The following is a 26,258-nucleotide window of genomic DNA, read 5'->3' as shown; positions in this document are numbered from 1 at the left end:
CCCCCCCCCCCCCCCAGGCATAAGTTATAGTAATGTAATAGAGTGGGGTGAAAGTGATCATTCTTGGACGGATGATTCTGATGTGAGTATAAACTCATGGCACACCCTTAGCGCCAATCGGAATTTACATAGCCTGACTATTTATCACGGTGGGGGTGTGGTTGTAAACAGCCCCTATAGGCTCACTATTGGTGCGGGTGGGATAACCGTTTATGCATCGAATCCTGAGTCGTATATTTTAGGAACTGGATTTCTTACTTCTAGTGAAAATTTCTTGGATATCTGGCTTCGGTCAAACCGAGGTGTGGTTGATCATGTACGGATTGATTCCGTTATTTCTGATAATGGGGCAAATAAGGTAGGTCTGCGGATAAGAGGGGCTGAGCATAGAAATTGGGTGGTTGCCCTATTGGGTGGAAATAAGAGTAATACCTTTACTGGGCCTGTCGAAGTGTCGGGGCGGTATAATGTGCTTTCGCTAAACAAGAGTAATGGGGCGATTGCGATTGGGGGAGATATTTTTATTAATGATCATGCGAAGCTGACTACGTGGGGTACTAGACAGATTGAGCGTAATTCAACCGTGCGATTGCGAGACTCCACTTTCCAATTTGCCGATGCAAATATTATAAAGGAGGAGTCCTTTCACAAGCTTGTGGTCGAGGGGACGTCTGTTCTCCTGTTTAAACTGGGCTTCTCGGATAAGCGTTTCCTTTATTTGGACGACTTATCAATTGATAAGGGGGCTGAGCTAGACGTCCAAGGCTGGGTAGAAGGCACTCACTTTTTCCTTGTTCGGAAGACGAGTCGCAATCTTGAGGATGCACTAAATAAAATTAAGTTTAAGGGCTATGATCCTAGTAAGATCCACCTAGAGGATTATAGCGACGAATATTGGATGATTAACGGTGCCCCTGAGCCCGCGACTTACGGAGCCGGCTTAATGTTAGGCGTACTCGGGCTTGTCTGCTATCGGCGGCGGTCAGTGACCGCTTCCATTTAATTTGGGATTTCTTATCGCGCTATCGCGCGAAAGCGAAATCCCAAATTTGAAAGCATTCCCCCTGTCGCGTTGCGACAGGGAGGGGAAAGTAGAGTGATAACCCGTTTGGGCGAGGTGGGGGAAATCACCAGTAAACTCCCGCCGCCAAGTTTGGGCTCCTTTTCAGATTTTGGTTTCGTTTCTGCGCGTCGCGCAGAGGCGAAACCAAAATCTAAATGGGTGCAGCGACACGCTGCCGCACCACGCGCAGTGGAAAAAAACGGGGACAGATCCTAGGCTACAAGGTTTGCGCCGTCTGCGGTGCGGGTCTCGAGGATTTGGACTTCGCCGCCAAATTTTTTGGAGTAGGCACGGGCGATTTGTTCGGCGTGCGCTTGGGAAAATTGCGTGTGGGTCAGTGCCATTACTGCGCCGCCGAATCCGCCGCCAGTGAGTCGTGCTCCATAAACACCGGGTGTGGGGGTGAGTGTATCGACTAGGAAGTCGAGTTCGGGAGTGCTGTTTTCAAAAAGGTGCTGGGAGCTGCGGTGTGAGGCGGTTAGCAGCGCGCCGGTGTTGTGCAAATCGCCCGCATGCAGGGCTCGGTGGACTGCCCCGACGCGGGCGATTTCTTCGACGACATGCTGTGCGCGGCGAGCCACAGCGGGCGGGAGCGCATTTTTCTCAGGATGCGAAGCGAATGCTTCGGGCGTGAGTGCGGCGAGCTGGCTCACGCCGAGGCGTTGCGCGGCCTGCATGCACTCTCGATTTCGCTCTGCATAGAGTCCGTCCACAAGGGCGTGTTTGGTGTGCGTATTAAAAATCCAGAATCGCGTGTCGGGCAGCAGCGGCACAGTGGAAAACTGCGGGCCTCGACAGTCGATGAACACGAGGTGGTCCTTTTGTCCGAACGCGCACACGCCTTGGTCGAGGATGCCGCAGGGGACGCCCACGAAGTGATTTTCGGCGTGGCGGCCGATGGCGACGAGTTGCTCGCGCGCGATTTGCTGATTGGTCGCTGCGGCAAAGACGAGCGCCGAGGCGAGCTCCAGTGCCGCGCTGCTGGAGAGCCCTGCGCCGCTGGGCAGGTTGGAGACTACGTAAAGGTCGAAGCCTGCCGGGGCGCACAGTCCGAAATCAGGAAATGCGGCGAGGATGCCGAGCGGGTAATTTACCCATGAGGCTTTTCCGTGTTGGGGCGCAAGTGGGTGCGCAGGCAGCTCGACTAAGTCATGGCCGCTGTAGTCCGCGCCGAATCGGCGGCGGGCATCGTCGCGCGGGGCGAGGCCGACCCAGAGGCTGCGGTCGATGGCTGCGCCGAGGACGGTGCCGCCGTTGTAGTCGGTGTGGTTTCCGATGAACTCGATGCGACCTGGGGCGCGGGCGATTAGTGTCGGGGCACGGCCAAAGGTGGCTTGAAAGCGGGCGAGGAGTTGAGCGCGCATAAGTCGGGGAAGGGGAGGGCGGTAAGAGTCGTAGTGGCGTGAGTATTACGGCAAAATGCTAATCTCTCCAACTCGGAGACTTACTTAGTGGCGAAGACTTACTTGGTGGCCGCAGTCGCGGAGTCTGCGGCATCGGGCGCCGTTTCGTTTGGAGAGATGATTGTGAAGAGGGCGCTGCGCAGTGCGGCCAGGCGCACGGCGTCGCTTTCAGTTTGCTCGATGTAGAAGGCATCGACGGCGATGCCGCGCTCGGTGGCGATCCGCGCCCAAGTGATTGTGTAGCCGTGTTCGCCAATTGTCTTGGCGAGCCGGTAGAGGAGCCCGATTTGGTCACAGGCTTGGATTTCGACGACGGTGCGGCCTGTTGCTTCTTCGTGGTAAATCTCGACTTTCGGCGGGAAGGCGGTGTGCGGGCCGGAGTCGCGGTTGAGCAGGTAGGGGCTGATGTGCTTTTGGGCTTCGGCGACGATTTGTGGGTACAGGTCGCGGCCTTCGAGGAGTGCGTCGCGCAGGGCTCGCTCAAAGGTGGTGCGTTTTTTCGGGGCTTGCACGAGGCCGCGCCCGGGCTCGACGACGGTGAAGCTGTCGATGGCGATGTGGTCGCTGCGCGAGTGTACCTTGGCGTTTAGGATGGAGAGGCCCGCCGCGCTGAGTGCGCCAGCGAGTTTATAGAAGAGTCCGGCGCGGTCCCAGGTGACGACATGCACGATGGTGTGCGAGCGGTTGAGGTCGTTTTGCCATTCGATGATGGGGCGCAGCGCGGCTTGTGGGGCGGCGTCGGTGACGAGTGTGTGCAGGAGCCGGTGCACCATTTGCAGGTGTAGGGCGATCTCGTCGGGCTCGGTGTAAATGGCGTAGCGACGTTGGAGCCGGTCGAAGTGCGCGGTGACTTCGTCCTCGCGGATGTCTGGGAGCTGGCGGGCGAGGATGTCGGCTTGGGCGGCGGCGCGGCGGGCGAGGTAGCGGGCCTGGATCTCGTGGTCGCCGAGCCGCATGTGCTCCATGGTGCGGCGGTAGAGCGTGGTGTGGAGTTGGTCTTTGTAACTGTTCCAGAGGGCGTCGCCGACGCCGCGCGCATCGCAAAACGTGTGCACGTACAGGTAGCGGAGTTGCTCGGGGTCGCCGACTTGCTCGGCGAGGGCGGCGGCAGTCTGCGGATCGTCGAGGTCGCGCGTCTGGCAAAACCGGCCCATCAGCAGGTGGTGTTTGATGATGTAGAGGGCGATTTGGGTTTTGCTTTCGGAAATACCGAGTCGGCGTAGGATGGGCTCGGAAATGCGTACGCCTGCTTCATCGTGCCCGCGTACGCCTTCGCCTTTGCCGATGTCGTGCAGGAGCAGGATGAGGTAGAGGAGCTGAGGCGCGGCGGTTTCGTGAAGCGCTTGGCGATACTTGAGGGCGGCGGGCTCGGCGGTGGTCGCGAAGAGCTGGTCGAGCTCGCGGATGGTGCGCAGCGTGTGCACATCGACTGTGTAGCGGTGGTAGAGCTCGTGTTGGACGAGGCAGGTGAGCTTCCCAAACTCGGGGATAAAGGCGCCTAGGACGCCGAGCTCGTGCATGAGGTCGAGCGTGGGGTACACATCGCCCACTTCGCTCAAGATCGCTCGAAAACTTTCACAGGCATCGCGGTTTTCGCGCAGGCGTGCTTCGCCGATGAGTGGGAGTCGTGCGCGGATGAGCTCGGCGAGTGCGAGGTCGGGCTGACAGCCGAGCGATTGGCAATGCCGGAAAACGCGGATGAGCCGCACGGGGTCGGTTTCAAAGATGTCCGGGCTCTGTGCCGCGAGTTTGTCGCCGCGTGGGACGAATCCATCGAGCGGGGCCGTGCGGCCTTTTTTATTTTTTGGGGCTTGGGCTGTCCCTGTATTGAGGGTGAGTGCGAGCCGCTCTTCGACGAGGGTGGAGAGCCGCAGAATCGTGCGTGCGCGTTGGTAGTAGTCGCGCATGAAGATCTCGACGCGCTCTAGGTCGTTTTCCTGCGGGTAGCCGAGCGAGGTGGCGAGCGGCGGCTGTATGGCGAGGTCCATCAAGTCGCTCGGGTGCGTGAGCATAAAGTGTAGCCCGTTGCGCACGCGCAGCAGGAAGTCGTAGGCGCGCTCGAAGGCGGCGGCATCCTCGCCGCGCAAATAGCCGAGCCCCACGAGTTCGGCCATTTCGGAGATGCCCAGCTTTACCCGCGCCATCCATAGCGTGTTCTGGTAATCGCGCAGCCCGCCTACGCCGTTTTTGATATCGGGCTCTTGGAGGAATACGGTGTCGCCTGCTTTGGCGCGGCGCTCGGCTTGGTCGGTGAGTCGTTGGGTGATGTAGTCGAGCGGGGCCTCGGTCGTGAAATAGCGACGGTAGTCCTCCGCAAAGTGAGCGGCGAGCGGTCGCGAGCCCGACAGGTAGCGCGCTTCGAGCAGCGAGGTCTTAGTGCGGATGTCGCCGCGCGCTTCGGCGAAGACTTCGTCGATTGTTCGGGTGTAGTGGCCGACCTTTAGCCCGCAGTCCCAGAGCGGGTAGAGGACTTCCGCGATCAAGTGCTCCTGTAGCGGTTTAATCGCTTCGGCGGGTGTGTCGCTTGGGTAAAGAAAGAGGATGTCGATGTCGCTCAGTGGGCAAAGCTCGCGCCGTCCGTAACCGCCGAGTGCGAGGAGCGACATCGGAGCGGGTAGGGCACCGTGCGGATAACCTGTGACGGCGTGGAGCATGAGGGCGCGCAAGACCGCGTCGATCGTGTCAGCGCGTGCGCGTGCGATCTGGCGTCCACCGCCTCCGGCGGCGTGCCGCGCGCGGAGGGCGTTGCCCCGCTCGGCCAAAAATGCTTTGCACAGGGCGATGCGTGCCGCGCCATCGATTGAGTCCGGCAGGGCAAACTTAAGTGCGGGGGAGGAGGTCGGGCGGGCTTCGGCGGGCATGGGCGTTTTGCGAGCAGACTTGTGAGGTGCCAGTCTTGGCGCGAGGGGATTTGCGGGCGGCGGCGCGAGTGTGGGTGGGGATACCACTTGCCAGAGCTGGGGGGGCGCGGTTGGCTCGCCGCCTTTTTCCCTATGTCCGAGATTTCCAAGAGCTACGAGGCGCGTGAGATTGAGCAAAAGTGGTACGCCGCTTGGTCGGCTGCCGGAGCCTTCGAGGGCCGCGCCGAAGCCGGCAAGCCTGCCTTCTCGATCGTCATCCCGCCGCCTAACGTCACCGGCGTGCTCACGATGGGCCACGTGCTCAACAACACGCTCCAAGACGTGCTCATCCGCCGCGCTCGCCTTGAAGGCAAGTCCGCGCTCTGGCTCCCGGGCACCGACCACGCGGGCATCGCCACGCAGACGGTCGTCGAGCGTCAACTCCGCGCTCAAGGTCAGACGCGCCACGACCTAGGCCGCGACGCCTTCATTTCCAAGGTCTGGGACTGGCGCGAGGAAAAGGGCGGCATCATCCTAGAGCAACTGCGCCGCCTCGGCGCGTCCTGCGATTGGGCGCGCACGCAGTTCACGATGGACGCCGACTACTCGCGCAGCGTTCTCACGCTCTTCGTCGAGCTGTTTCGCAAAGGCCACATCTACCGTGGCCGCCGGATGGTCAATTGGTGTCCGGTGTCGAAGACCGCGCTTTCCGACGAGGAGGTTATCATGAAGCCGAGCAAGGGCTTCATGTATCATGTGCGCTACGAACTCATCGCGCGCCCCGGCGAATTCATCACCGTGCAAACGACGCGCCCCGAGACCATCGCGGGCGACGTCGCCATCGCCGTGCACCCGGACGATCCGCGCTACACCGCGCTGCTCGGCCAAACGGTCCGCCGTCCGCTCGGCCCGCCTGCCGAGATTCCCATCATCGCGGACTCCGCTGTGGATAAAGACTTCGGCTCCGGTGCGCTCAAAATCACTCCCGCTCACGATAAGGTAGACTTCGAGATCGGCCAGCGGCACGGCCTGGCGCAAATCGACGTCCTCGAAGCCGATGGCACGGTCAACGCGCTCGTGAGCCCCGAGCTCGCCGGCCTCGACCGCTTCGTCGCCCGCAAAAAAGCCGCCGAACTTCTCGCCGCCAGCGGTGCCCTCGTGAAGGCCGAGCCCTACGAGAACAACGTCGGCTATTCCGAGCGCGCTGACGTGCCGATCGAGCCGCGCCTTACTTGGCAATGGTGGCTGCGCTACCCGCGCGTCGAGGAGGCGAAAGCCGCCGTGCGCGACGGGCTCATCAAGTTTTACCCAGCCCGCTGGGCCAAGGTTTACCTGCACTGGCTCGACAACCTGCACGACTGGTGCATCAGCCGCCAGCTCTGGTGGGGCCACCGCATCCCCGTTTGGTATCGCAAAGGGCTCGACATCGAGAGCCTCAGCGAGGCCGACCTGCGCGACCCGCAAAAGCTCCACGTCTCGTTAGACGGCCCGCCCGACCCGGAAAACTGGGTGCAAGAATCCGACGTCCTCGACACTTGGGCCTCCTCGTGGGCTTGGCCCTTCGCGACGCTCGGTTGGCCTGACGAAGCCGCCATGCAGCGCGCGGGCTTCGACGCGTTTTACCCGACCGAGACGCTCGTCACGGGCCCCGACATCATCTTTTTCTGGGTGGCGCGGATGATTATGGCGGGGCTCGAATTTACGCGCCCCGGCGAGCCGCTCGCGCGCCGGATCCCGTTTCGCAACGTCTACTTCACCGGCATCATTCGCGACGCCCAAGGGCGCAAAATGTCGAAGTCGCTCGGTAACTCACCTGACCCGCTCGACCTCATCGCCAAATATGGGGCGGACGGCTTGCGTTTCGGCATCCTCTCCATCGCGCCCCAGGGCCAAGACATCCGCTTCCAAGAGGACCGAATCGAGGGCGGAAAAAACTTCTGCAATAAGCTCTGGAATGCCTGCCGGTTTCGGCAAATGAGCGGCCAGTCCGCCCGAGGCAGTAACGCCTCGCTAGAGGCGATCCTTGCGCGACTCGCGCCCGCGCACTTCGACGCCGATGACCACGCGATTTTCGCGCGCCTCATTGAGACCAGCGCCGAGGTCGAGAAATGCTTTGCCCACTTCGAGTTTAGCGCGGCGGTGCAGCACCTGTATGCGTTTTTCTGGAACGATTTCTGCGACTGGTATGTGGAAGTATCGAAAGCGAAACTACAGGACGATGCGCGCAAAGAGGGCTGTCTCGCGCTACAAGATTTGGTGCTCCGGCAGCTCCTCCTGCTGCTCCATCCCTTTATCCCCTTTATTACCGAAGAGCTCTGGCAGCTTCTTGGGTATGCGGGTGTCGATAGTGCGAGCGAAGCCGCAGTGACGACGGGCGAGCGAGCCCGCCGCCAAGAACCCGGCCTGCGGCCCTTTATTGAGGAAACCCGCATTCCCAGCGCCGCCGAGCTGCGCGCTGCCGCCGAGTCGCGCGGACTCGTGATTGATGCGCAAGCCGTCGAGACCGTCGCCAAGCTCAAGGCACTCGTTGCCCAGGCCCGCACGCTCAAAGCTGAGAATGGGCTTAGCTCCCCTAAGAAAACCTTCTTCCGCCTAAAGGTGGACGCTGAGCAGGCCGCTATCGTGGAGCCTAATATCGCGAAACTTCTCCGACTAATCGGAGCGGCTGAGATAACTCTTTGTGAGTCGATCAGCGGTTCTGCGTCTGCTGTGACGGCGCTCGGAACCCTGGCTCTCGAATTCGACGAGTCCTTTGACCCTGCCGCCGAACGCGCTCGCCTGACCAAGGAACTCGACACGCTCGCCAAGCATATCGCCGCGACTGAGGCGCGCCTGGCGAACCCGACCTTTGCCGAGAAAGCCCCGCCTGCTGTCGTCGAAGGCGCGCGCCGCCAACTCGCCAACCAAGTCGCCAAACGCGACGAACTCACGCGCCTACTCGCCTCGCTCGGCTAAGCGCAGCGACGGCGGATTTTTTCAGAAACACTGCGTATCACACTTCATGAAGCTCTTCATTGCAGGACACCAAGGGATGGTCGGCAGTGCGCTCGTGCGCCGCTTCGCACGCGAGCCGGGCGTTGCGCTCATCCTCCGCAGCCGCGCTCAGCTCGACCTCTGCGACCAAGCCGCCGTCAACGCATTTTACGAGGCCGAGCGCCCCACCGCGGCGATTATCGCGGCGGGAAAAGTCGGCGGCATCCATGCCAACGCCACCTACCCGGCGGACTTTATTTATACCAACCTCGCGATCGCGGTGAACTGCATCCACGGCGCGTGGCGCGCGGGTGTGCGCCGCCTGCTCTTCCTCGGCAGCTCCTGCATTTATCCGAAGCACGCGCCGCAGCCGATGCCCGAAGACTGCCTCCTGACGAGCGAGCTGGAGCCGACTAACGAAGCCTACGCGCTGGCGAAAATCACCGGCCTAAAACTCTGCCAACACTATCGCGCGCAGCACGGCGTCCTTTACCACTCGGCCATGCCGACCAACCTTTACGGCCCGGGCGATAACTACCACGCGCATAACTCACATGTCCTCCCCGCACTCATCCGCCGCTTCCACGAAGCCAAGGAAGCGGGAGCACCTAGCGTTAGCGCTTGGGGAACGGGTAGCCCGCGCCGCGAATTTCTTCACGCTGACGATTTGGCGGACGCCTGCGCCTTCCTGCTCGCGCAAGATAGCCCGCCCGACTGGCTAAACGTGGGCACCGGCACGGACGTTACGATTCGCGAACTTACCGAGCGCGTCGCGGCGACGGTTGGCTATGAAGGCCAAATCAAGTGGGACACGACCAAGCCCGACGGCACGCCGCGCAAACTCCTCGATGTCTCGCGGCTGAGCGCACTGGGTTGGCGCGCGCGCACCAGCTTGGAGGACGGCCTCCGCCAAACCTACGCCAGCTACCTCGCCGAGAAAGCCGACGGCACGCTGCGTGATTAGGGGCCGCCAGCACTTGACGACGGCTCGGCGACTAAAGTCGTCCTGTGCACGCCGTCAGGCGGCCCGCAAAATGGGAACAGTCCACCACTGTCCGCGAGCTCAGTGTCAGAGGTCACAGAGCTCCACTACGCGTGGGGCGGCAGCGTGTCGCTGCACCCATTTAGATTTTGGTTTCGCCTCTGCGCGCCGCGCAGAAACGAAACCAAAATCTGAAAAGGAACCCAAGCATTGGAGCGTGGATTTATTAGTGATTTTTCCCACCCCGCCCAAACGGGTTATCACTCTACTTTCCCTTTTGCTACTCGCCCTGTCGCAACGCGACAGGGGGAATGCTTTCAAATTTGGGATTTCGCTTTCGCGCGATAGCGCGATGACGAAATCCCAAATTAAATGGAAGCGGTCACTGACCGCCGCCCCACGCGTAGTGAGAAAAAGAGTATTAGCCAGCAGTAGTTCTGCGCGAGGCGGAGCCGTGAGCGGGAAAGAGTTTGCGTGGGCGCTGCTTTTCCCCACTCTCCTAGGTGTTATGCCCAAGACTGCTACGGCTGTCGGCCCCCAGATCCTCGCCCAGGCTGCCCGCAAGGCGCGTGAGCAAGGGCGTGGTGTGCGCTCACACCGCAGCACTCGTGATGCCCCAGTTGAGGAGCGCGTCGCCGTTTTGGAGGCCCGCTGGGAAGAGACCGTCCCCACGCTCGCCACGAGTAGGGATATTAGCGACCTGCGCGGCGAAATGGGCGAGTTACGTGGCGAGTTACGTGGCGAGATGCGGAGTTTAGAGAATCGCTTACTTAAGTGGGGAGTCGGTGCAGTGCTTGCTTTGCTGGCTGTTCTCGCAGCTACGTTTTCCGCCACCAACGCGCGCATAGACTCACTGGCGGCTCGGCAGGATGCCCGTATGGATGCGCTTGATGCGAAGCTTGATGCGCGCTTCGACGCACTTATGACCGAGCTGCGGGCAATTCGCGAGAGGTGAGTCCGGCGGTTTGGGCCGGCCTCGCTCTGAGGCGAGCCCCGCGCGAGATGAAACGCGGCTACGGAGCCTGCGTAATTTCACACAGGCTCCTACCAAAGCCTACGGTTGACGCGCTGCCGCTTCGCCTCTCAGCCTACCGCCTCTTTCGTACCGCATTCTCTAATCCCCTCATTAACAAAACTCCTATGTCCACCGAAACGCCTCCCTCTGATACCACCGCCAATGCGAGTGCTCCCTTGGGAGGGAGCTCCACAGCAGCCATTCTCAGCTACATCCCTGTAATCGGCTTCATTATCGCACTGATTCTACACAATGGGCAGAAGACGGAACTCGGCACCTACCACCTCCGGCAGTCGCTCGGGCTTCATCTTACTGCTTTTGTACTCTTCTTCGGAGCCACGATCTTCTTCATGATAGTGGGCATCATCCCCCTCGTGAATATTGTCTTTGGGGCGATTGCGATGGTCTACTTCCCCTTACTTTCCTTGGGCTCTGTTGTCTTTTTCATCCTTGGCCTCATCTCTGCTGCGCAAGGCCAGCAAAAACCCCTCCCGCTGGTGGGGGGCAAATACCAAAGCTGGTTCGCTAACTCCTTCGCCTAAGCCGCGCTGCGTTAGCCCACTTTTCCTATAGCAAAAGCCGCTCCTTCGAATAAGGGGCGGCTTTTTCGTACACGCTGCGTAGCGTGCGCTAAGAAATTCCCCTTGCTGCTAGGCAGTCCTGCCCAAGCGTCACCGATATTTTCGCACAACAAACATGATTGCTCCAGAAACCTTTGACCACATTGCCAACATCAAACGCCGCGCAGGCCACCTATGGAGGTTTCTTTGACTGCGAACAAAAGCAGCACGAGATCGCCGCGACTGAGGCGCAGATGAGCGCCCCCGATTTTTGGGATAACCAAGACCGTGCCCAGAAGCACATCGCCGCGCTCAATGGGCTAAAGCGGGCCGTTCTCCCACTGGTCGCCTTTCGCAAAAAGGTCGATGACCTCGACGTGCTCGCCGAGTTTGCCGAGAGCAGCGAGGGCACCGAGCAAGAGAGCTACGAACGCGAGCTAGAGCAGACCACCGCCGCACTCCTCGCCGAGCTCGACGGGCTCGAAATCGCCTCCTTTCTCACCGGCCAATTTGATCGCAACAACGCCATCCTCTCCATCCAGGCGGGGGCCGGCGGCACCGAGTCCAACGACTGGGCGGCCATGCTTTTTCGTATGTATACCCGTTGGGCAGAGGAGCGCGGGTTCACCGCCGAAATCACGGATGTGCAGGAGGGCGACCAGGCCGGCATTAGCCGCGCGACCCTCATTCTTAGCGGCGAAAACGCGTACGGCTACGCGAAGGCCGAGCGCGGTGTCCACCGGCTCGTGCGCATCAGCCCCTTCGACTCTAATAAACGCCGCCATACCTCGTTTTGTGCGGTCGATGTCGTCGCCGAAGTCGATGACACGATCGATATCGACATCCCCGAGTCCGAGATCCGCGTCGATGTTTACCGCTCCTCGGGCAAAGGCGGCCAAGGCGTCAACACGACCGACTCGGCGGTGCGGCTCACCCACTTGCCCACGGGCCTGGTCGTCGTTTGCCAAAACGAACGTTCCCAAATCAAAAATCGCGCGAGTGCGCTCAAAGTCCTAAAAGCCCGCCTCTACGAAAAGCGACTCGACGAGCAGCGCAGCGAGATGGAGCGGTTTTACGGCGAGAAGGGCGAGATTGGCTGGGGCAGCCAGATCCGCAGCTACGTCATGCAGCCTTACCAAATGGTGAAGGACTTACGCACGGGCGTGAGCACTGCCGATGTGTCGGGCGTCCTCGATGGCGAGCTCGACTCTTTCGTTAACGCATGGTTGCGCGCGGGCTGCCCGCGTCATCGCAACAAAGACATCCAAATGGAGGACGAGTAGAGAAACGCGCCCTGCCGTTCGCTTTTTCCGAAACTCCTCCTAAGTCACCGCACTCCATGCCTGCCCATTCATCCATTGCCGACTCCTCGCGTAGCATTGACCTGCGACCAACGGGAGCACGCCCAATGAAGCAGCCTGCGGCGGTAGACTTTGCTGGACTCAAAGCGGCCTTCGCCGCGCAGCCGCTCTTTGAAGACAAGAGCTGGCAGCTCTCGCCCGAAGCTTGGCCGCTCTCGCCTGATCAAGTCGCGGACTTGGAGCAAATCGGCGCGGCGTGTTTGGAGTTTCACCACGCACTCGAAAAACTCTACCTGCGCAGCGCCTCCGGAAAAAGCCTGCTGCGCAACCACTCCCTGCATGCGCCTTGGGTCGTCGATTATCTCGAACGCGGAAAACCCGCGCAGCTAGTCGAGCACGCCCGCGACCCGCGTAACGCGGGAGCCTTCCCCACGGTGCTGCGGCCCGACCTGCTCCTCACCGACGAAGGCTTCGTCATGACCGAGCTCGACAGCGTGCCCGGCGGTATCGGGTTAACGGCGTTTCTAAATCGGCTGTATGCGGGCGCGAGCGGCAGCGGCCGCGAAATCCTCGGAAGTGGCGACCAAATGATTTCCGCATTCTACGACTCGCTCGCCGCGCTGCGGCCCGAGTTACCGAGCCCGCGCATCGCGCTCGTCGTCAGCGACGAGTCGGCGACCTATCGGCCCGAGATGCAGTGGCTCGCCGAGCAACTCCAGCTCGCGGGCAAGCAAGTCGTTTGCCTCTCGCCGCGCGAAATTTTCCCGCTCGAAAACGCGCTCTTCTACGATGTCGGCGGTACGCCCGAAAAACTCGATATACTCTACCGCTTCTTTGAACTCTTCGACCTGCCGAACATCCCGACTGCGCCGTATATCTTCGAGGCGTGGGCGGCGGGCGAGGTCGCGATCGCGCCGCCCATGCGCAGTTTCCAAGAAGAGAAGCTCGGCCTCGCGCTCTTTCACCACCATCGGCTTGCTGACTATTGGCGCGAGGCACTCTCGAAGCGCGCACACAAAGTTTTAACCAAGCTCATCCCCGAGTCGTGGATCCTCGACCCCGCGCCGCTGCCGCCCGGGGCCGTTCTCGACGGGCCGCTGGCAGCGGGCCGCCCAATCAGCGATTGGCGCGAACTCGCCAACGCCTCGCAAAAAGAGCGCGACCTCATCCTCAAAGTCAGTGGCTACCACGAGACCGCGTGGGGCGCGCGCAGTGTGACGCTCGGGGCCGACTCCTCGCGCGAAGAGTGGGCCGCCGCGCTCGACCGTGCGCTCGACCTCGCCCCGACGCACCCTCACGTCCTCCAACGTTACAAAAAACCGCGCCGCGTCTCGCATCCGGTTTACGAGGCAAACGGCGACCTCCGCGCCGATGCACAAGGCCGCCTCCGGCTTTGCCCCTACTATTTCGTTAAAAGTGGCCAAGCGACCCTTTCCGGTGCGCTGGCGACCTTTTGCCCGCCCGACAAAAAAATCATCCACGGCATGCAAGACGCTGCCCTCTTGCCCTGCCGCCTAACTGCGTGAACCTACGCACGCCTCTTTAACACCCAGAGCCATGACCACCAGTCGCCGACTCCTCCTTAGCTCCACCCTCGCAGGCTTCCTCCTGTTGCTCACCGTGCTCCTCATCGTGCCCGGCCGCGCTCAGCAACAGCCCGCCGCTGCGACGCTCGCCGAGCTCCACGAACGCGCCGCTGCCGACGACCCCGAGGCCCTCTTCCTCCTCGGCTCGCTCTACGAGACAGGCCAAGCGGGTGGCGCCGACTTGCCCAAGGCCGCGCAATACTACCGCCGCGCGGCCGACCTCGGCCTCCCGCACGCGCAATTCAATTTGGGCAACATGTACGCCAGCGGCCACGGCGTCGCGGCCGACCCTTTCGAGTCGATCCTATGGCTGCGCCGTGCGGCCGATGCGGGCCTACCCGAAGCGCAGTTCAACCTCGCCGTCGCTTACGAGCAAGGTCACGGCGTCCGCGCCGACCTCGGCACCGCTAAGCGCTGGTATGAACGCGCCGCCGAGCAGGACTACCCTGAAGCCCTCTACAACCTCGCCATGATGTATGAGGACGGTCACGGCGTCGCTAAAAACGATACCCGCGCTGCCGAGCTTTACCAGAGAGCTGCCCGCCAAGGCTACGGCGCGGCGCAGAACAACTACGGCATCATGCTCGCCGAAGGTCGCGGCGGCCTCGCGGCCAATCTCGTCGATGCCTACGCGTGGCTCAGCCTTTCCAGCGAGCAAAGTGGCCGCACCCAAGGCCGCGACCTCGTCGCCCAGCACCTCAATAACGAACAACGCGCCGCGGCGACTCGCCGCCTCGCCCAACTCAAGAGCGAACTCACCGGCGAGCCCATCCCCACGCCCGCCCTCGTGCCCAGCGAGGCCCCCGCTATCCAAGTCGCCTCGCTCAACGAGTCCGCGCCTGTTGCCCAAGTCGCCGCGGCCCCAGATGCGCGGGCAACGACCGCGCATCAGATGAATCAGCCTGTGGCGGTTCCCGAGCCTCGCTCTTCCGGCGTGCGCCCCAAGCCCGCCGCTCAACCGAGCTTTCCGCGCCCGGGCAGCCCGGCAGCTCGCGTCGCCGCCGATCGCGAAGCCCAACAAGCCCCCTCTGGCCAAGTCGCCGCGAGTGCTGCCGCCCCGACCCCGTCTGCGACTGCGGCTGCGCAAGCTCCGATCCCTGAGCCGCGCTCGACTGGGCGGCGCACGCCTCCGCCAGTCGCAGTACCGACCTCACGCCCCATAAACGCGTCTGCCGCCCCGACCGTTGCCGTCACCGCTCCGGGCGTTAGCTCGGGCGCCGTCACCGCTCCAGTCGTCAGCTCGGGCGGTGTGAATACTGCTGCCGCGACTTCCGCCAAAATCAAAGAGCTCGAAGCCGCCAACGCTGCGCTCAACGACGAAGTCAAACGTTCCACCATCCAGCTCAGCACCCTTTACCGCGAACTCACCGCCGCCAAAGACGCGCTTGCTAAGGCCCAAGGAAATGCGAAGGACGCGCGACCAACGGGAGCGCGCCAAGAAGAAGCGTCTTCGACCCTCGCCGAACTTCGTGCGGCCAACGCCAAGCTGCTAGCCGAAAACAACCAACTCACCCAGCAAGTCGCTCAAGCCAAGCAAGGCAGCCGCGACGTGCCGACGACCTCGGCACGCCAAACAAAAGGGGCTGCGCCTTCCAGCAGCGCGGATAGCCGCGAACTCGCCAAGCTCGAAGCCGAAAACAAAGAACTGCGCGCCGACCTAGAGAGTGCCACTCGCACCCTCACTACACTCCAACGTCAGACAAAGTCTGCCGCGCGCCCTGCCGCTGGCTCTGTTGCCCAGGTGGACAACACCAAAGCAATCGCCGCCGCGGTCGAGCGCGAAGCCGCCAAGTACAACCGCCGCATCGACGACCTCCTCGCGGACAGCCGCCGCCTCGCCGACGAAAACCGCGAGCTTTCCCAAAAGCTCCAGTCTGCCACGCTCGCCCTCAGCACTGCGCCCGCCTCGCACGAGATCGAGCACCTCCAAGAGGCTAACGCCTCGCTCACCGAGGAGCTTAAACGTGCCAAGCACGCCGCCACCCTCGCCCGCGAGCAAGCCGAGTCTCGCGTCAGCAGCGTCTCGGGCGAAACCGCCCGGCTCAACCGCCGCATCGAAGAGCTCAATGCCAACGCGCAAAAACTCGCCGCGCAAAACCGCGACCTCGCCGACCAAGTCCAGTCCGCCAAACTCGCGCTCGCCTCGACCGTTCCCGCTGCCGAACTCCGCAGCCTAGAGGGCGAGAAAGACGTCCTCCGTGCCGAAATCGACCGCCTCAAAAGCGAGCGCAGCCAAGCCCAGTCCCTCGTCGCCACCACCTCCGACGAGAAGAACCGCATCAGCCGCGAACTCACCGAGCTGCGCAGCACCAATCAACGCCTCAGCACTCAAATCGAAGAGCTTCGCCAGCAGAGCCAGTCCGCCGCCATGCGCCTCGCCTCTGCTGTTCCCGCCAGCGAGGCCCAGCAACTCCAGTCGCAAAACGCCTCCCTCAGCGACCAGCTCGCTCGCGCCACCGGCGAGCTTGATTCGCTCCGCCGCGAACTCCGCGAGACCGGTGCCTCTGCCGAGACCAAGCTCCAACTCGCCGTGGCGGCCGCCGTCGATGCGGCCTCCTCCAAACACCGCCGCGAGCTAGACGAACTCCAAGCGACCAACGCGCGCCTCCTCGCCGAAAACCGCAGCCTCAACGAGGCCAAGCAGAGCAGCTCCCGCGCACTCGCGACCAGCGTCCCAGCCGAGCAACTCCGGCTGCTCGAAGCCGAAAAGACTCGCCTCCTCAACGAGCTTCGCCGCGCCGAGCAAGAGCGCGACCAGATCCAAGCTCGCTCCAGCTCCGCGATGCTCGCCCAAGCGGAGAACCACCGCCAAATCGAGGAACTCACCGCGACTAACGAGCAGCTCAGCGCCCAGACCCGCGACCTCGAAGCCCGCCTCGCGGCAGCCCAGCAAAGCGCGACCAGCGGCGCCGCCTCCGCCTCGGAGCTTCAACGCCTTGAGCGCGAAAAGTCCGCCCTCCTCGCCGAGGTCAGCCGCCTTCGCACTGCGGAGTCTCAACTCGCCTCCACTAGCACCGAGACCGCCGAGCTTAACCGCCGCGTCCAAGAGCTTTCGGCTAACAGCGACCGGCTCCTGGCCCAAAACCGCGACCTCGAGACCCAGCTTAAGCTAGCTAAGCAGGCTGTTGCGACGGGCTCCGCCTCCGCGGCTGACCTGCGCCGCTTGGAAACCGAGAAGGCCACGCTTGCCGCCGAGCTTAACCGCCTGAAGAGCGCGGGAGCCTCTACCGAGACGCAGCTCGCCACTGCCGCCAACCAATCCGCCGAGCTTAATCGCCGCGTCCAAGAACTCTCCGCCAACAGTGAGCGACTCGCCGCGCGTAACCGCGAGCTAGAGACTCAGGTCAACATGGCCAAACAAGCCGTCGCGCTCACCGTGCCCGTCGCCGACTTCAAACGACTCGAAGCCCAGCACGAGACACTCACCGCCCAGCTCGCGCGCTCGCAGCAAACCATCGATGGCCTCCAAAGTGCCCTCGCCAAGGCCGAGTCCACACAGGCCAATACCGCGCGCGAATTCCAGACTCGCCTCGCCAGCGCAGTCGATGCCGAGGCATCCAAGGCGCATTCCCAAGTCGAGCAGCTCCTCGCCAGCACCCAGCAACTCACTGCGCAAAATCGCGAGCTCGCCGCCCAGGTCCACACCCTGCGCAGCACCCTCGCCGCCAGTGTCCCCGCCGACCGGCTCCAGGAGCTAGAGGCCGAGAAAGCCCTGGCCCAAGCCGAGCTCGACCGCGCGAAGAACGAGTCTGCGCTCCAACTCCAAATCGCCGAACAAAAGGCCAACAAGGCAAACAGCGAGCTCAGCGCCCTCTCGCGCCAAGTCGAGCAACTCGCCGGTGAGCGCCAGCAATTGGTAAACGATAACCTCGCCCTCTCCAACCAAGTCCAGCTCGCCCAACTCAACCTCGCGGCAAGCGTTCCGGCTGATGAGCTCAAGCGCATCGAGTCCGAAAAGGCCCTTCTCGAAATGAACCTCAAGCGCATGCAGCTTGAGCATGAGCAAACCCAAGCGCGCTTCGCCGAAGTCGCTAACTCGGCCAACGACCACCGCCGCCAGCTCGACGAATTGCGCGCGAACAGTAACCGCCTCTTAAGCGAAAACCGCGACCTCGCCCAACGCCTCCACGCGCAAGAGGTCGCCCTCGCTGCCGCGCCGCTTCCCGAAACCGTCAAAAAGCTCGAGTCGGAAAAAGCGCTGCTCGCCAACGCGCTCGACCGCGCGAAGCGCGAGCACGACCTTTACCGCCAACTCAGCGAGGCGCGCGCCGCCGCCGCCAAAGCCGCGACTGAGCTCGCCTCGCACCACCGCGAAAACGGCACTGGCGGCGATGACCAACTCGCCCGCATGGTCGAGACCTTGCGCGAGCAAAACACCGCGCTCCGCCAGAAAAACGACCGCCTAAGCGCGATGGCTCTCGAAATGGCGAACATGCGCGCCAACGCAGCCAGTGCTTACGCTACAGGCAGCAGCGCCGCTTCGCCCAGCGATGCCGAAGCCCTGCGCCGCCGCATCCTCGAGCTCGAAAAGCAACTCCTCGAAGAGCGCGTCACCACCACCCGCTACGGGAACTAGGCCTTGCACAGACTCCGCTACTTTGGCGAGCGGCCTCTTGGCCGCTCGCCAAATAGGGCGGCACAAAAAGCGGGGTGACCGAACTCGGTCGCCCCTCTTTTTTGTAGGTGCCCCTGAAATCAAGCGGCCTGCCTCAAGCCGCCCGCCTATCGCATTTTGGCGCAGGCAAAAGCGCGCGGGCTTGTGCCCGTGCGCCAGCAGAAGGCGGAGCCGGCGATTCCCTTATTCCGGCAGCACGGTGATCGTGATCTGCTCGGAAAATACAGCGGGGCTGTGTGGGACGTGGAGGTGGTCGCCGAAGAGCAGTTGCAGCGTGTGCTTTCCGGGCGCGAGGCTTAGCTCTACCTCGGTTTGGCCGAGCCCGTAGTGCAGGTGGTTGTCGTCGGTCGGGATCGTCTTGCTGAGGTCGGGCAAGGGCGCGTCGAGAATCAAGTGGTGGTGGCCGGTGCCGGGCATCTCGATATTCGCGGGCGCAATCCCCATCCCTTTTAGGCCGAAGCGCACGACGACCGGCCCGCGCACGGTGTCGCCGTCTTTAGGCGAGATAAAGTAGACTTCCGCTCCTTCAGCGGAGGGTGTGGCGACCGCCGTGGTGGCGGTGAGTGCCGCGCCGACTGGTAGCAAGCCGAGCGCAAAGGCGAAGAGAAAAGAACGAGTGATGGATTTCATAAGGAAGGTACGGAGAGGAACGCAGTGCGCCGCGTGGTGCAAGGGCCCTTAGCCATTTTTCGGCGCGCCATCTTTGTCATAAGCGCCCTTTGCCGCGACTGCAGCACAGCGAAACGTGCCGCGCTCGTGTTTTTATCGATTACACAAAAAAACCGCAGCCAGTAGGGGCTGCGGTTTTGCGCTTTGGAGTTGGGGCCGGTTCCCGCGTTCAAACGCGAGCCGCGCTTGAAACGGGAACAGACGCCAGCGCTACAGGGCGCGATTTGTCGTGCGTTTCCCCTTACGCCAGCGCGAGGGCCTGTTCGAGGTCGCTTTGGATGTCGGCAAAGTCCTCCGTGCCTAGCGAGAGGCGCACGTAGTCGGGCGGGGTGCCGCTGGCGAGCTGCTCGGCGGGGCTCAACTGACTGTGTGTCGTGCTCGCGGGGTGAATCGCCAGCGATCGGGCATCGCCGATGTTTGCGACGTGCGAGAACAGTTTTAGCGATTCGATGAATTTACGTCCGGCCTCGTAGCCGCCTTTTAGCCCGAAGCCGAGGAGCCCACCGAAGCCGCCACTCAGATACTTTTTGGCCGCAGCGTGGTTGGGGCTGTCTTTGAGGCCGGGGTAGTTGACCCAAGCGACTTTATCGTGCGCGGCGAGGAGCTCGGCAGTCTTGAGCGCGTTTTCGCAGATGCGGGGCATGCGCAGGTGGAGTGTCTCGATGCCTTGGAGCGTGAGGAAGGAGTTAAAGGGCGAGATGGCCGCACCGATATCGCGCAGCAGTTGCACGCGCATTTTGAAGATGTAGGCGACGTTCGTTCCGCCGGTGGGCGGGAAGGCTTTAAAGGCGTCCCAGTACACGAGGCCGTGGTAGCTGGGGTCGGGCGCGGTGAAGCCGGGGAAGCGGTCGTTCTGCCCCCAGTCGAAATTACCGCAATCGACGACCACACCGCCGATGGAGGTGCCGTGGCCGCCGAGGTATTTGGTGGTGGAGTGGATGACGACGTTGGCGCCCCACTCGGCGGGGCGGTTGAGGTAGGGCGAGAGTGCCGTGTTGTCGATGATGAGGGGGACACCGGCTTCGCGGGCGATTTTGGCGACTTCCTCCATGGGGAAGATGTTGAGCGCAGGGTTGCCTAAGCCTTCGGCGTAGAAGGCTTTCGTATTGGGGCGCAGGGCTCGGCGGAAGGCGTCGGGCTCGGCGGCATCGACGAAGGAGATCTCGATGCCCATCCGCGCGAGCGTGTAGTGAAAGAGGTTGTAGGTGCCGCCGTAGAGCTGGGCGACCGAGACGATGTGGTCGCCTGCACCAGCGATGTTGAGGATGGCATCGGTGATTGCGGCTTGGCCGGAGCTGTGGGCGAGGGCACCGGTGCCACCTTCGAGCGCGGCGATGCGTTGCTCGAGGACATCTGTAGTGGGGTTCATCATACGAGTGTAGATGTTGCCCAGTTCTTTTAGCCCGAAGAGGTTCGCCGCGTGCTCGGTGTCGCGAAACACATAGCTAGTCGTTTGATAGATGGGGACGGCGCGCGAGCCAGTCGTGGGGTCGGCCTGCTGGCCGGCGTGCAGTGCCTTGGTTCCGAGTCCTTGGTAGTTCATGAGGGCAGGACTATCGGCGGAGCACGGCACGCAGCGCAAGGCGTAGCGGGCTGATTTATTTGCCACCTGCGGCTTATCGCTGAGGGGAGGCGTGTATCGCTTTCTGCGGACTAATAACTCGGGGAGTCGGAGCATTTTCGTTCGACAGGGATTTCTTGAGAGTCGATGAAATAGCCCCCCCCTTCCGGAGGGGTATAGTTCGCGATTCGATGATCGATTATTTACAAAAAACACTGACTGCACGGGTCTACGATGTGGCCCGTCAGACGCCCTTGGAAAAAGCCGCGCATCTCTCCGCGCGGCTCAATAATACGCTGCTGCTCAAGCGCGAGGATATGCAGAGCGTGTTTTCGTTTAAGCTGCGTGGCGCCTATAATAAAATGGCGCAGCTCGCGCCCGAGGCCCTCGCGCGGGGCGTAGTCTGCGCTTCGGCGGGGAACCATGCGCAGGGGGTTGCGCTGGCGGCCAAGCGGCTGGGAGCCCGCGCGGTTATCGTGATGCCACTGACGACGCCGCAGGTGAAGGTGCAGGCGGTGCGCACGCGCGGCGCAGAGGTCGTGCTAATGGGCGATTCATTTGACGAGGCCGATGCACATGCGCGCGCGCTGGAGAAGCGGCAGGGGCTGACTTTTGTGCATCCCTTCGATGACCCGGACGTAATCGCGGGGCAGGGCACCGTCGGGCTCGAGATACTGCGCCAGCATCAAGGGCCGCTCGACGCGGTTTTTGTGCCGGTGGGCGGCGGTGGGCTCATCGCGGGGATTGCCGCGTGCCTAAAGCGGGTGCGCCCCGAGGTGAAGATCATCGGCGTAGAGCCGAGCGACTCGGCGGCGCTCGCGCACTCGTTCAAAGCAGGGCGGCGCGTGCGGCTAGAGCATGCGGGGCTTTTTGCGGATGGCGTTTCGGTCAAGCAGATCGGCGAGGAGACGTTTCGACTGTGCCGCCGCTATGTGGACGATGTGATTTTGGTCGAGAGCGACGACATCTGCGCGGCGACCAAGGATGTGTTTGAGGACACGCGCGCGGTGCTGGAGCCCGCCGGTGCGCTGGCGGTGGCAGGGGCCAAGGCCTATGTGGAGCGCGAGCGGCTGCGCGGAGCGACACTCGTCGCGGTCGCCAGCGGGGCGAATCTCAACTTCGACCGCTTGCGCTACGTCGCCGAGCGCGCGGAAATCGGCGAGCACCGCGAGGCGGTCTTTGCCGTTACGATTCCCGAGGGGCCGGGGAACCTTAAGCGGTTTTGCAAACTGGTCGGCAAGCGCAGCGTCACCGAGTTTAACTACCGTATCGCCGACGAGCGCGAGGCCCACATCTACGCGGGGATTCGCGTGAGCGGACGCGACGAGAGCGAAAAAATCGCCGCCTACTTCGAGCGACATGGGTTTCGCACACTCGACCTCACCAACGATGAAATGGCCAAGACACACATCCGCCACTTGGTCGGCGGCCGCTCGCCCCTAGCACACGACGAGGTGCTGTATCGCTTCGAGTTTCCCGAGCGGCCAGGCGCCTTGATGGGCTTCCTTACCGCTATGTCGCCCAACTGGAATATCAGCCTGTTCCACTACCGCAATCACGGCGCGGATTACGGGCGCGTGCTCGCCGGGCTCCAAGTCCCCACAAAGGACAAGCCCGCACTCTGCCGCTTTTTGGAAAAACTAGGCTACCGCTACTGGGACGAAACCGAAAACCCCGCCTATAAACTCTTCCTGCGCTGAAGCACTTTCCCACTGGCGTGGCGCGCCGCCGCCGCAGACTGTTTTATTAGGCGCGCCGCTTGTTGGCGGCGTGCCTTTCTTTTTTCCACTGCGCGTGGGGCGGCAGCGTGTCGCTGCACCCGTTTAGATTTTGGTTTCGCCTCTGCGCGAGGCGCAGAAACGAAACCAAAATCTGAAAAGGACAATCCCCTGTCGCAACGCGACAGGGGGAATGCTTTCAAATTTGGGATTTCGCTTTCGCGCGATAGCGCGATGCCGAAATCCCAAATTAAATGGAAGCGGTCACTGACCGCCGCTCCACGCGTAGTGGAGGTCTGTCTGTTTAGTTTTTCCGGCGCTTGCGTCGCCAAGTGACGAGGGCGAGGCCGGCTGCGCCTAGGATTGCGCCGTAGGTGCTGGGTTCGGGCGCGGGCTTGGCGCCCCAGGGGGTGATTTGCCAGTAGTCGGCGTCGTAGTCTTTCAAGGTGGTGAAGTAGTCTTGGTAGCCTTCGAAGACGATTTGGTTGAGCTTCAAGTCATCGAACTGGACTCCGTTATGGACGCGTTTTACGAGGAAGAGGTCTTCGTATTCGTACCAGTTTCGGATGAAGAGGATGTCGGTGGTGCTGCTGAAGGAGAGGGTGTCGATCCAGAGGATATTGGCTTGGCCGACTTCGCCGCCGCGCCAGTCGATGGTGCCTCTGCCTTCGATGCGGAGTTCTGCGAGGTGTTGTTTGGTGCCTGCGCCGTAGTTGGGGCCGTTGCCGCCGAGTTGGAGGATGGCTTGGTCGCCGCCGTATTCGGGGCCGCGTGGGTCGTAGGGCGTGCCGCGTAGGGTGATGGAGGGCAATCCGTTGCTGCTGGTAATCGGGTTCCATCGGTTACCGGGGAGGATGAGCCGGTCGTTGCCTGCGCCGTCGCCGATGGTGATGCGGGGGTCGCTGCCGCCGACTTGCAGGCTGCCGCGGCCACGTAACGCCACCGTGCCTTGGTGGATGTAGAGCGAGCCGATGCGGTGCGTTACACTGGTGTTGTTATCGAAGAAGAGGTTACCGCTGCGCGTTTTCACGACATCCATCCCGCCGCTGAGTGTGACGCCTCCAGTGAGGCTAAGTTGGCCGTTGTTGTGAATGTAGAGCGGGCGAGTGCTACTCCCGGTCGTAATCGTGCCCGTGTTGCCCGTGATTGCGCGGCCGCCAAGGCCACTGCTCATCAGTCCGCCGGAGTTGAGCGTGAGGCTGCGCCCCGAGAGGTTTAGGTCACCGCCGAAAATCAGCGAATTGATTGTGCGGTTGCCAGAGAGGCTTGTCCCTCCTGCCGCCTTTACGTTGTGGGCGGCGTTCCACGTGGCTTGCCCTCCTGTGTGGTAGTCTGAGCTGTCGAGGGCTTTCAGTGCGCCGCCGGAGACTTTGATCCACTCGTTGTCATTGGTCGCCCACGGGATGATGCCGCCTACTGCATGGCCGCTGGCGTCTTGCTCCACTTTTAGACTTCGCAGTGTGTCGTTGAGGTCGCCGGAAACGTTGAGCGTGGCACGGGAATCGCTGTCGCGTGTGAGCGCTTCGACGTGGAGCTCCACGCTCGTGTTGCCCCGGTTTAGCTCGATCGTGCTGGCTCCCGATTCTAGGCTAAGCTCGCCTACTCTTTCGGAGATGGCGGTGGTGAAATTTGCGCTATCGAGCCGGACTGTACCTGCGGCGAGTGTGATCGCGGCGGTGTCGCCGATGCGGTTGGTGTCGCTAGTGTTATTGGTGTTCCTGATGACGAGTGTGCCGCCGTGGCGGATGTCGAAGGCGGTCGCTGCGCCGAGTTTGCCCGCGCCGAGGAGGCGCAGCTCTGCGCCGTAAATAGCAATGGTGGAGCTTAGTGCAGAGTTGTTGGCGCTGAGGTCGATGCGGCCATTGCCGATTAGGTTAAGCGTCGCCGTGCCCGAAATCGCTTGGCGAAAATCAACAACGGCGCCGGTGATTTGCTGGCTGCCCTCGATGCGAATCGTGCGCTCGCCGCTGCCGAGAGCGAGGGCGTTGTTCCAGAGGACAGTGCCGTTTGCGGTGTGGTGGCCGAAGCGCAGCTCTTGGTCGCTGCCAATGAAGCCGCCAGTCGTGCCCCAGGTGAGGGATACCGCACTACCCCCATTACCCACAAAGGTTACGTTGCGGTTTGCGCCGTAGGCGGCGAAGCCGCCGGAGCCGAGCCAGCGGATTTGGTTACCGCTAGTGCCCAGCTCGCGCGTGAAGTTGGCGTCGAGCCCTAGGACGCCGCCTGCGAGTTGGATGTTGGAGGCGCTGTTGGCGGCTATACCGCGCAGTGCACCGCCCTCGATTCGCGTCGCGCCGCTGTAGGTATTCGCACCCGTGAGCCGGAGCAGCCCGTCGCCGGTTTTTACCAGCCCGCCCCCAAATCCACTGAGCCCGCCCGAGAGGACGCCGTGGGCGGAGTCTTCGCCGCGCTCGACGCGGACTTCGCGTAGCGCGCCGTTTAGGTTAATCGCGTTGGCAAAAGTGATGACGTTGTTGGCATACCGTGAGCTGAGTAGCAGCGCCTGCCCGTCGCCGACGAAGTGGGTGGTGCTGCCCCAGGTGAGCGTCGCGCCGCCGCCGATGTTCACGGTACGCGCTCCTCCGAATGCCGAGAACCCCCCATCGCCTGTATCCGCCCAGCGGATGTTGCCGCCGCCAGTCCCTAGGTTGTAGTTAAAAGTGTTGCCGTAGCCGAGTTCGAGTATGCCGCCAAAAGCCCCGCCGTCGAAAACGAGATTCGAGGCAGTCGGCAATGCGCCAGAGGTGCTTAAGCGCAAAACGCCCGCCCGCAGAGTCGTACCGTTGGCCCAATTGTTGGTGCCGTTGGCCAAAACAATTAGCCCGGGGCCGACTTTGATGAAATCGCCACGATTTTGTTGGGCAGTGCCGGTGACTTGGTTTGTAAGGAAAAGCCCGCCCTTACGGTCGCCGCGCGCGCCGAAAAGCGTGTCCCCATTAAAGGAGACCCGCACGCCGAAGTGGTTTTCGCCGCCATCGTTGTAGAGGGCACCGATGCGCCGAGTCCCCTCGTTTCGGACGATTCCCTCGTTGCTGACGGTATCCTCGTAGTCGTCGTAAGGCTTGATGTCCAGAACAGTATCGTTCAGCACGTTGTAGATGAGAGGTGTCTCCACGTGGGAGCGCAGCGCGAGCGAGCCGCCGGCATACACCGTCCTCTCGCCTTGGACGCCGCCGAGTGCTTGGTCGGCCTTGATAATGGCGAAGCCGCGGTGATTTACGCGAAGCTCTCCTCGATAATCCTTATTCTCCCCCGATAGGACAAAGTGCGGCTGCGGCTGATCCCCCGTTCCCTCAAATAGGCCCACGTTGATCTGCCCGCTCCAGTTATCGTTATCTGCGCCCCCAAGCACGCCCGCAAAGTGGGTCGCTCCCGTCCCGCCGATCTGTATGATCTGATCGTAGAGACGTATCTTATCGGTGAAGATCCCGAGCCCGCCCTCCGAGTAGTTTTCGATCTTCACGGTTTGCTGCTTAGCAAACTGCCAAGAGACCATGAAATGGGAGAATCCCTCAATCGTGTGCTCCGACTGCTCTCCCGCGTCACCGGGGGTAACCACGAGCACATAAGGATCTTGGCCGCCCTTCCCGACCCAGAACTCACCTGTGCCGCTCAGCGTATACCATAGCCCGGCCTTAAACCAAAGTGAGCGCAGCTCGCGGTTTGCGCTGCCAGCATCAACAGTTTGACGGATCGAGTCATCGGTCGGGGACGGCACAACGCCACCGACGGGCTCGTAGCCGAAGAGCACGTTATCCGCCTCAGTGGGGGCGAGGCCGCCCGTCCAATTGCCCGGAGTCTCCCAAGTCCCGCCATTTGGCCCTTTCCACTCATTTATAGTGGAAGGAAGTGGCGGTAGCAAAAACTGCGCAATTGCCGAACTCAGCCCGAGCCCGCCGAAAACGAGTCCGGCGACGCACGCGGAGAGCGAACTTACGTAAGTTATTGATTTACAACGCGATGGGGGGGGGG

General features: G+C 62.2%; 14 protein-coding genes. 9 read left to right on the top strand and 5 right to left on the bottom strand.

All coding sequences use genetic code 11. The annotated features are described in order from the left end of the window. A partial coding sequence (locus tag AXK12_RS08950) for a hypothetical protein (RefSeq protein WP_231863533.1) occupies positions 1–1,003 on the top strand: 1,003 nt, incomplete at its 5' end. Between the two features lie 272 nt (positions 1,004–1,275). On the opposite strand, the gene galK is transcribed toward AXK12_RS08950, so the two are convergent. Both galK and glnD read right to left on the bottom strand, forming a co-directional pair. Further along, the gene (galK, locus tag AXK12_RS04140; protein ID WP_068711744.1) at positions 1,276–2,427 is read right to left on the bottom strand and encodes a galactokinase; all 1,152 of its coding nucleotides are present in this window, start codon (positions 2,425–2,427) and stop codon (positions 1,276–1,278) included. 98 nt (positions 2,428–2,525) lie between these two features. Next, a complete protein-coding gene (glnD, locus tag AXK12_RS04135; protein WP_068711742.1) occupies positions 2,526–5,327 on the bottom strand; it encodes a [protein-PII] uridylyltransferase in 2,802 nt (933 codons plus the stop codon). Between the two features lie 132 nt (positions 5,328–5,459). Between glnD and AXK12_RS04130 the strand changes: the two genes are divergently transcribed. The 7 genes from AXK12_RS04130 to AXK12_RS04100 all read left to right on the top strand — a co-directional run bounded on the left by AXK12_RS04130 (position 5,460) and on the right by AXK12_RS04100 (position 18,299). Further along, positions 5,460–8,261, top strand: coding sequence for a valine--tRNA ligase (locus AXK12_RS04130; RefSeq protein ID WP_068711740.1), 2,802 nt, complete (start codon positions 5,460–5,462; stop codon positions 8,259–8,261). 46 nt (positions 8,262–8,307) lie between these two features. After that, positions 8,308–9,243, top strand: coding sequence for a GDP-L-fucose synthase family protein (locus tag AXK12_RS04125; RefSeq protein ID WP_068711738.1), 936 nt, complete (start codon positions 8,308–8,310; stop codon positions 9,241–9,243). Between the two features lie 526 nt (positions 9,244–9,769). Further along, entirely contained in the window at positions 9,770–10,216 is a 447-nt protein-coding gene (locus AXK12_RS08935; RefSeq protein ID WP_156468849.1) for a hypothetical protein, read from the top strand. Between the two features lie 185 nt (positions 10,217–10,401). Then, on the top strand, positions 10,402–10,818 hold the full coding sequence (locus AXK12_RS04115; protein ID WP_197456989.1) for a DUF4870 domain-containing protein: 417 nt from the start codon (positions 10,402–10,404) through the stop codon (positions 10,816–10,818). 154 nt (positions 10,819–10,972) lie between these two features. Then, positions 10,973–12,119 (top strand): peptide chain release factor 2 gene (gene prfB / locus AXK12_RS04110; protein ID WP_156468848.1). Its coding sequence is split into 2 segments (ribosomal slippage): positions 10,973–11,044 and positions 11,046–12,119, totalling 1,146 coding nucleotides; the frame shifts between segments, so codons are not numbered across the junction. A 56-nt stretch (positions 12,120–12,175) separates the two neighbouring features. Further along, positions 12,176–13,663 carry a hypothetical protein gene (locus tag AXK12_RS04105; protein ID WP_231863532.1) on the top strand — a complete coding sequence of 496 codons (1,488 nt, stop codon included), beginning with the start codon at positions 12,176–12,178 and terminating at the stop codon, positions 13,661–13,663. Positions 13,664–13,694: 31 nt separating this feature from the next. Beyond that, positions 13,695–18,299, top strand: coding sequence for an SEL1-like repeat protein (locus AXK12_RS04100; RefSeq protein WP_068711732.1), 4,605 nt, complete (start codon positions 13,695–13,697; stop codon positions 18,297–18,299). A 222-nt stretch (positions 18,300–18,521) separates the two neighbouring features. Here AXK12_RS04100 and AXK12_RS04095 read toward each other — a convergent pair whose 3' ends face one another. Beyond that, complete coding sequence (locus tag AXK12_RS04095; protein WP_068711730.1) at positions 18,522–18,968, bottom strand: DUF4399 domain-containing protein; 447 nt, start codon at positions 18,966–18,968, stop codon at positions 18,522–18,524. A 280-nt stretch (positions 18,969–19,248) separates the two neighbouring features. After that, positions 19,249–20,550, bottom strand: coding sequence for an O-acetylhomoserine aminocarboxypropyltransferase/cysteine synthase family protein (locus AXK12_RS04090; RefSeq protein WP_068711748.1), 1,302 nt, complete (start codon positions 20,548–20,550; stop codon positions 19,249–19,251). 209 nt (positions 20,551–20,759) lie between these two features. Here AXK12_RS04090 and ilvA point away from each other — a divergent pair, with 209 nt between their 5' ends. Beyond that, the gene (ilvA, locus tag AXK12_RS04085; RefSeq protein ID WP_068711728.1) at positions 20,760–22,268 is read left to right on the top strand and encodes a threonine ammonia-lyase, biosynthetic; all 1,509 of its coding nucleotides are present in this window, start codon (positions 20,760–20,762) and stop codon (positions 22,266–22,268) included. A gap of 322 nt (positions 22,269–22,590) precedes the next feature. Here ilvA and AXK12_RS04080 read toward each other — a convergent pair whose 3' ends face one another. After that, the gene (locus AXK12_RS04080) at positions 22,591–26,148 is read right to left on the bottom strand and encodes an autotransporter-associated beta strand repeat-containing protein (RefSeq protein ID WP_156468847.1); all 3,558 of its coding nucleotides are present in this window, start codon (positions 26,146–26,148) and stop codon (positions 22,591–22,593) included. Positions 26,149–26,258 lie beyond the last annotated feature (110 nt).

This window comes from Cephaloticoccus capnophilus (assembly GCF_001580045.1).
Lineage (GTDB): Bacteria > Verrucomicrobiota > Verrucomicrobiia > Opitutales > Opitutaceae > Cephaloticoccus > Cephaloticoccus capnophilus.
Note: the sequence above shows the minus strand (reverse complement) of the source record. Positions and strands in the feature narration are given on the sequence as shown.

What these genes read in the sequence shown, in the direction of transcription:
- galK (WP_068711744.1), bottom strand. Translation starts at nt 2,427, where the DNA reads ATGCGCGCTCAACTCCTCGCCCGCTTTCAAGCCACCTTTGGCCGTGCC.
- glnD (WP_068711742.1), bottom strand. Translation starts at nt 5,327, where the DNA reads ATGCCCGCCGAAGCCCGCCCGACCTCCTCCCCCGCACTTAAGTTTGCC.
- AXK12_RS04130 (WP_068711740.1), top strand. Translation starts at nt 5,460, where the DNA reads ATGTCCGAGATTTCCAAGAGCTACGAGGCGCGTGAGATTGAGCAAAAG.
- AXK12_RS04125 (WP_068711738.1), top strand. Translation starts at nt 8,308, where the DNA reads ATGAAGCTCTTCATTGCAGGACACCAAGGGATGGTCGGCAGTGCGCTC.
- AXK12_RS08935 (WP_156468849.1), top strand. Translation starts at nt 9,770, where the DNA reads ATGCCCAAGACTGCTACGGCTGTCGGCCCCCAGATCCTCGCCCAGGCT.
- AXK12_RS04115 (WP_197456989.1), top strand. Translation starts at nt 10,402, where the DNA reads ATGTCCACCGAAACGCCTCCCTCTGATACCACCGCCAATGCGAGTGCT.
- AXK12_RS04105 (WP_231863532.1), top strand. Translation starts at nt 12,176, where the DNA reads ATGCCTGCCCATTCATCCATTGCCGACTCCTCGCGTAGCATTGACCTG.
- AXK12_RS04100 (WP_068711732.1), top strand. Translation starts at nt 13,695, where the DNA reads ATGACCACCAGTCGCCGACTCCTCCTTAGCTCCACCCTCGCAGGCTTC.
- AXK12_RS04095 (WP_068711730.1), bottom strand. Translation starts at nt 18,968, where the DNA reads ATGAAATCCATCACTCGTTCTTTTCTCTTCGCCTTTGCGCTCGGCTTG.
- AXK12_RS04090 (WP_068711748.1), bottom strand. Translation starts at nt 20,550, where the DNA reads ATGAACTACCAAGGACTCGGAACCAAGGCACTGCACGCCGGCCAGCAG.
- ilvA (WP_068711728.1), top strand. Translation starts at nt 20,760, where the DNA reads ATGATCGATTATTTACAAAAAACACTGACTGCACGGGTCTACGATGTG.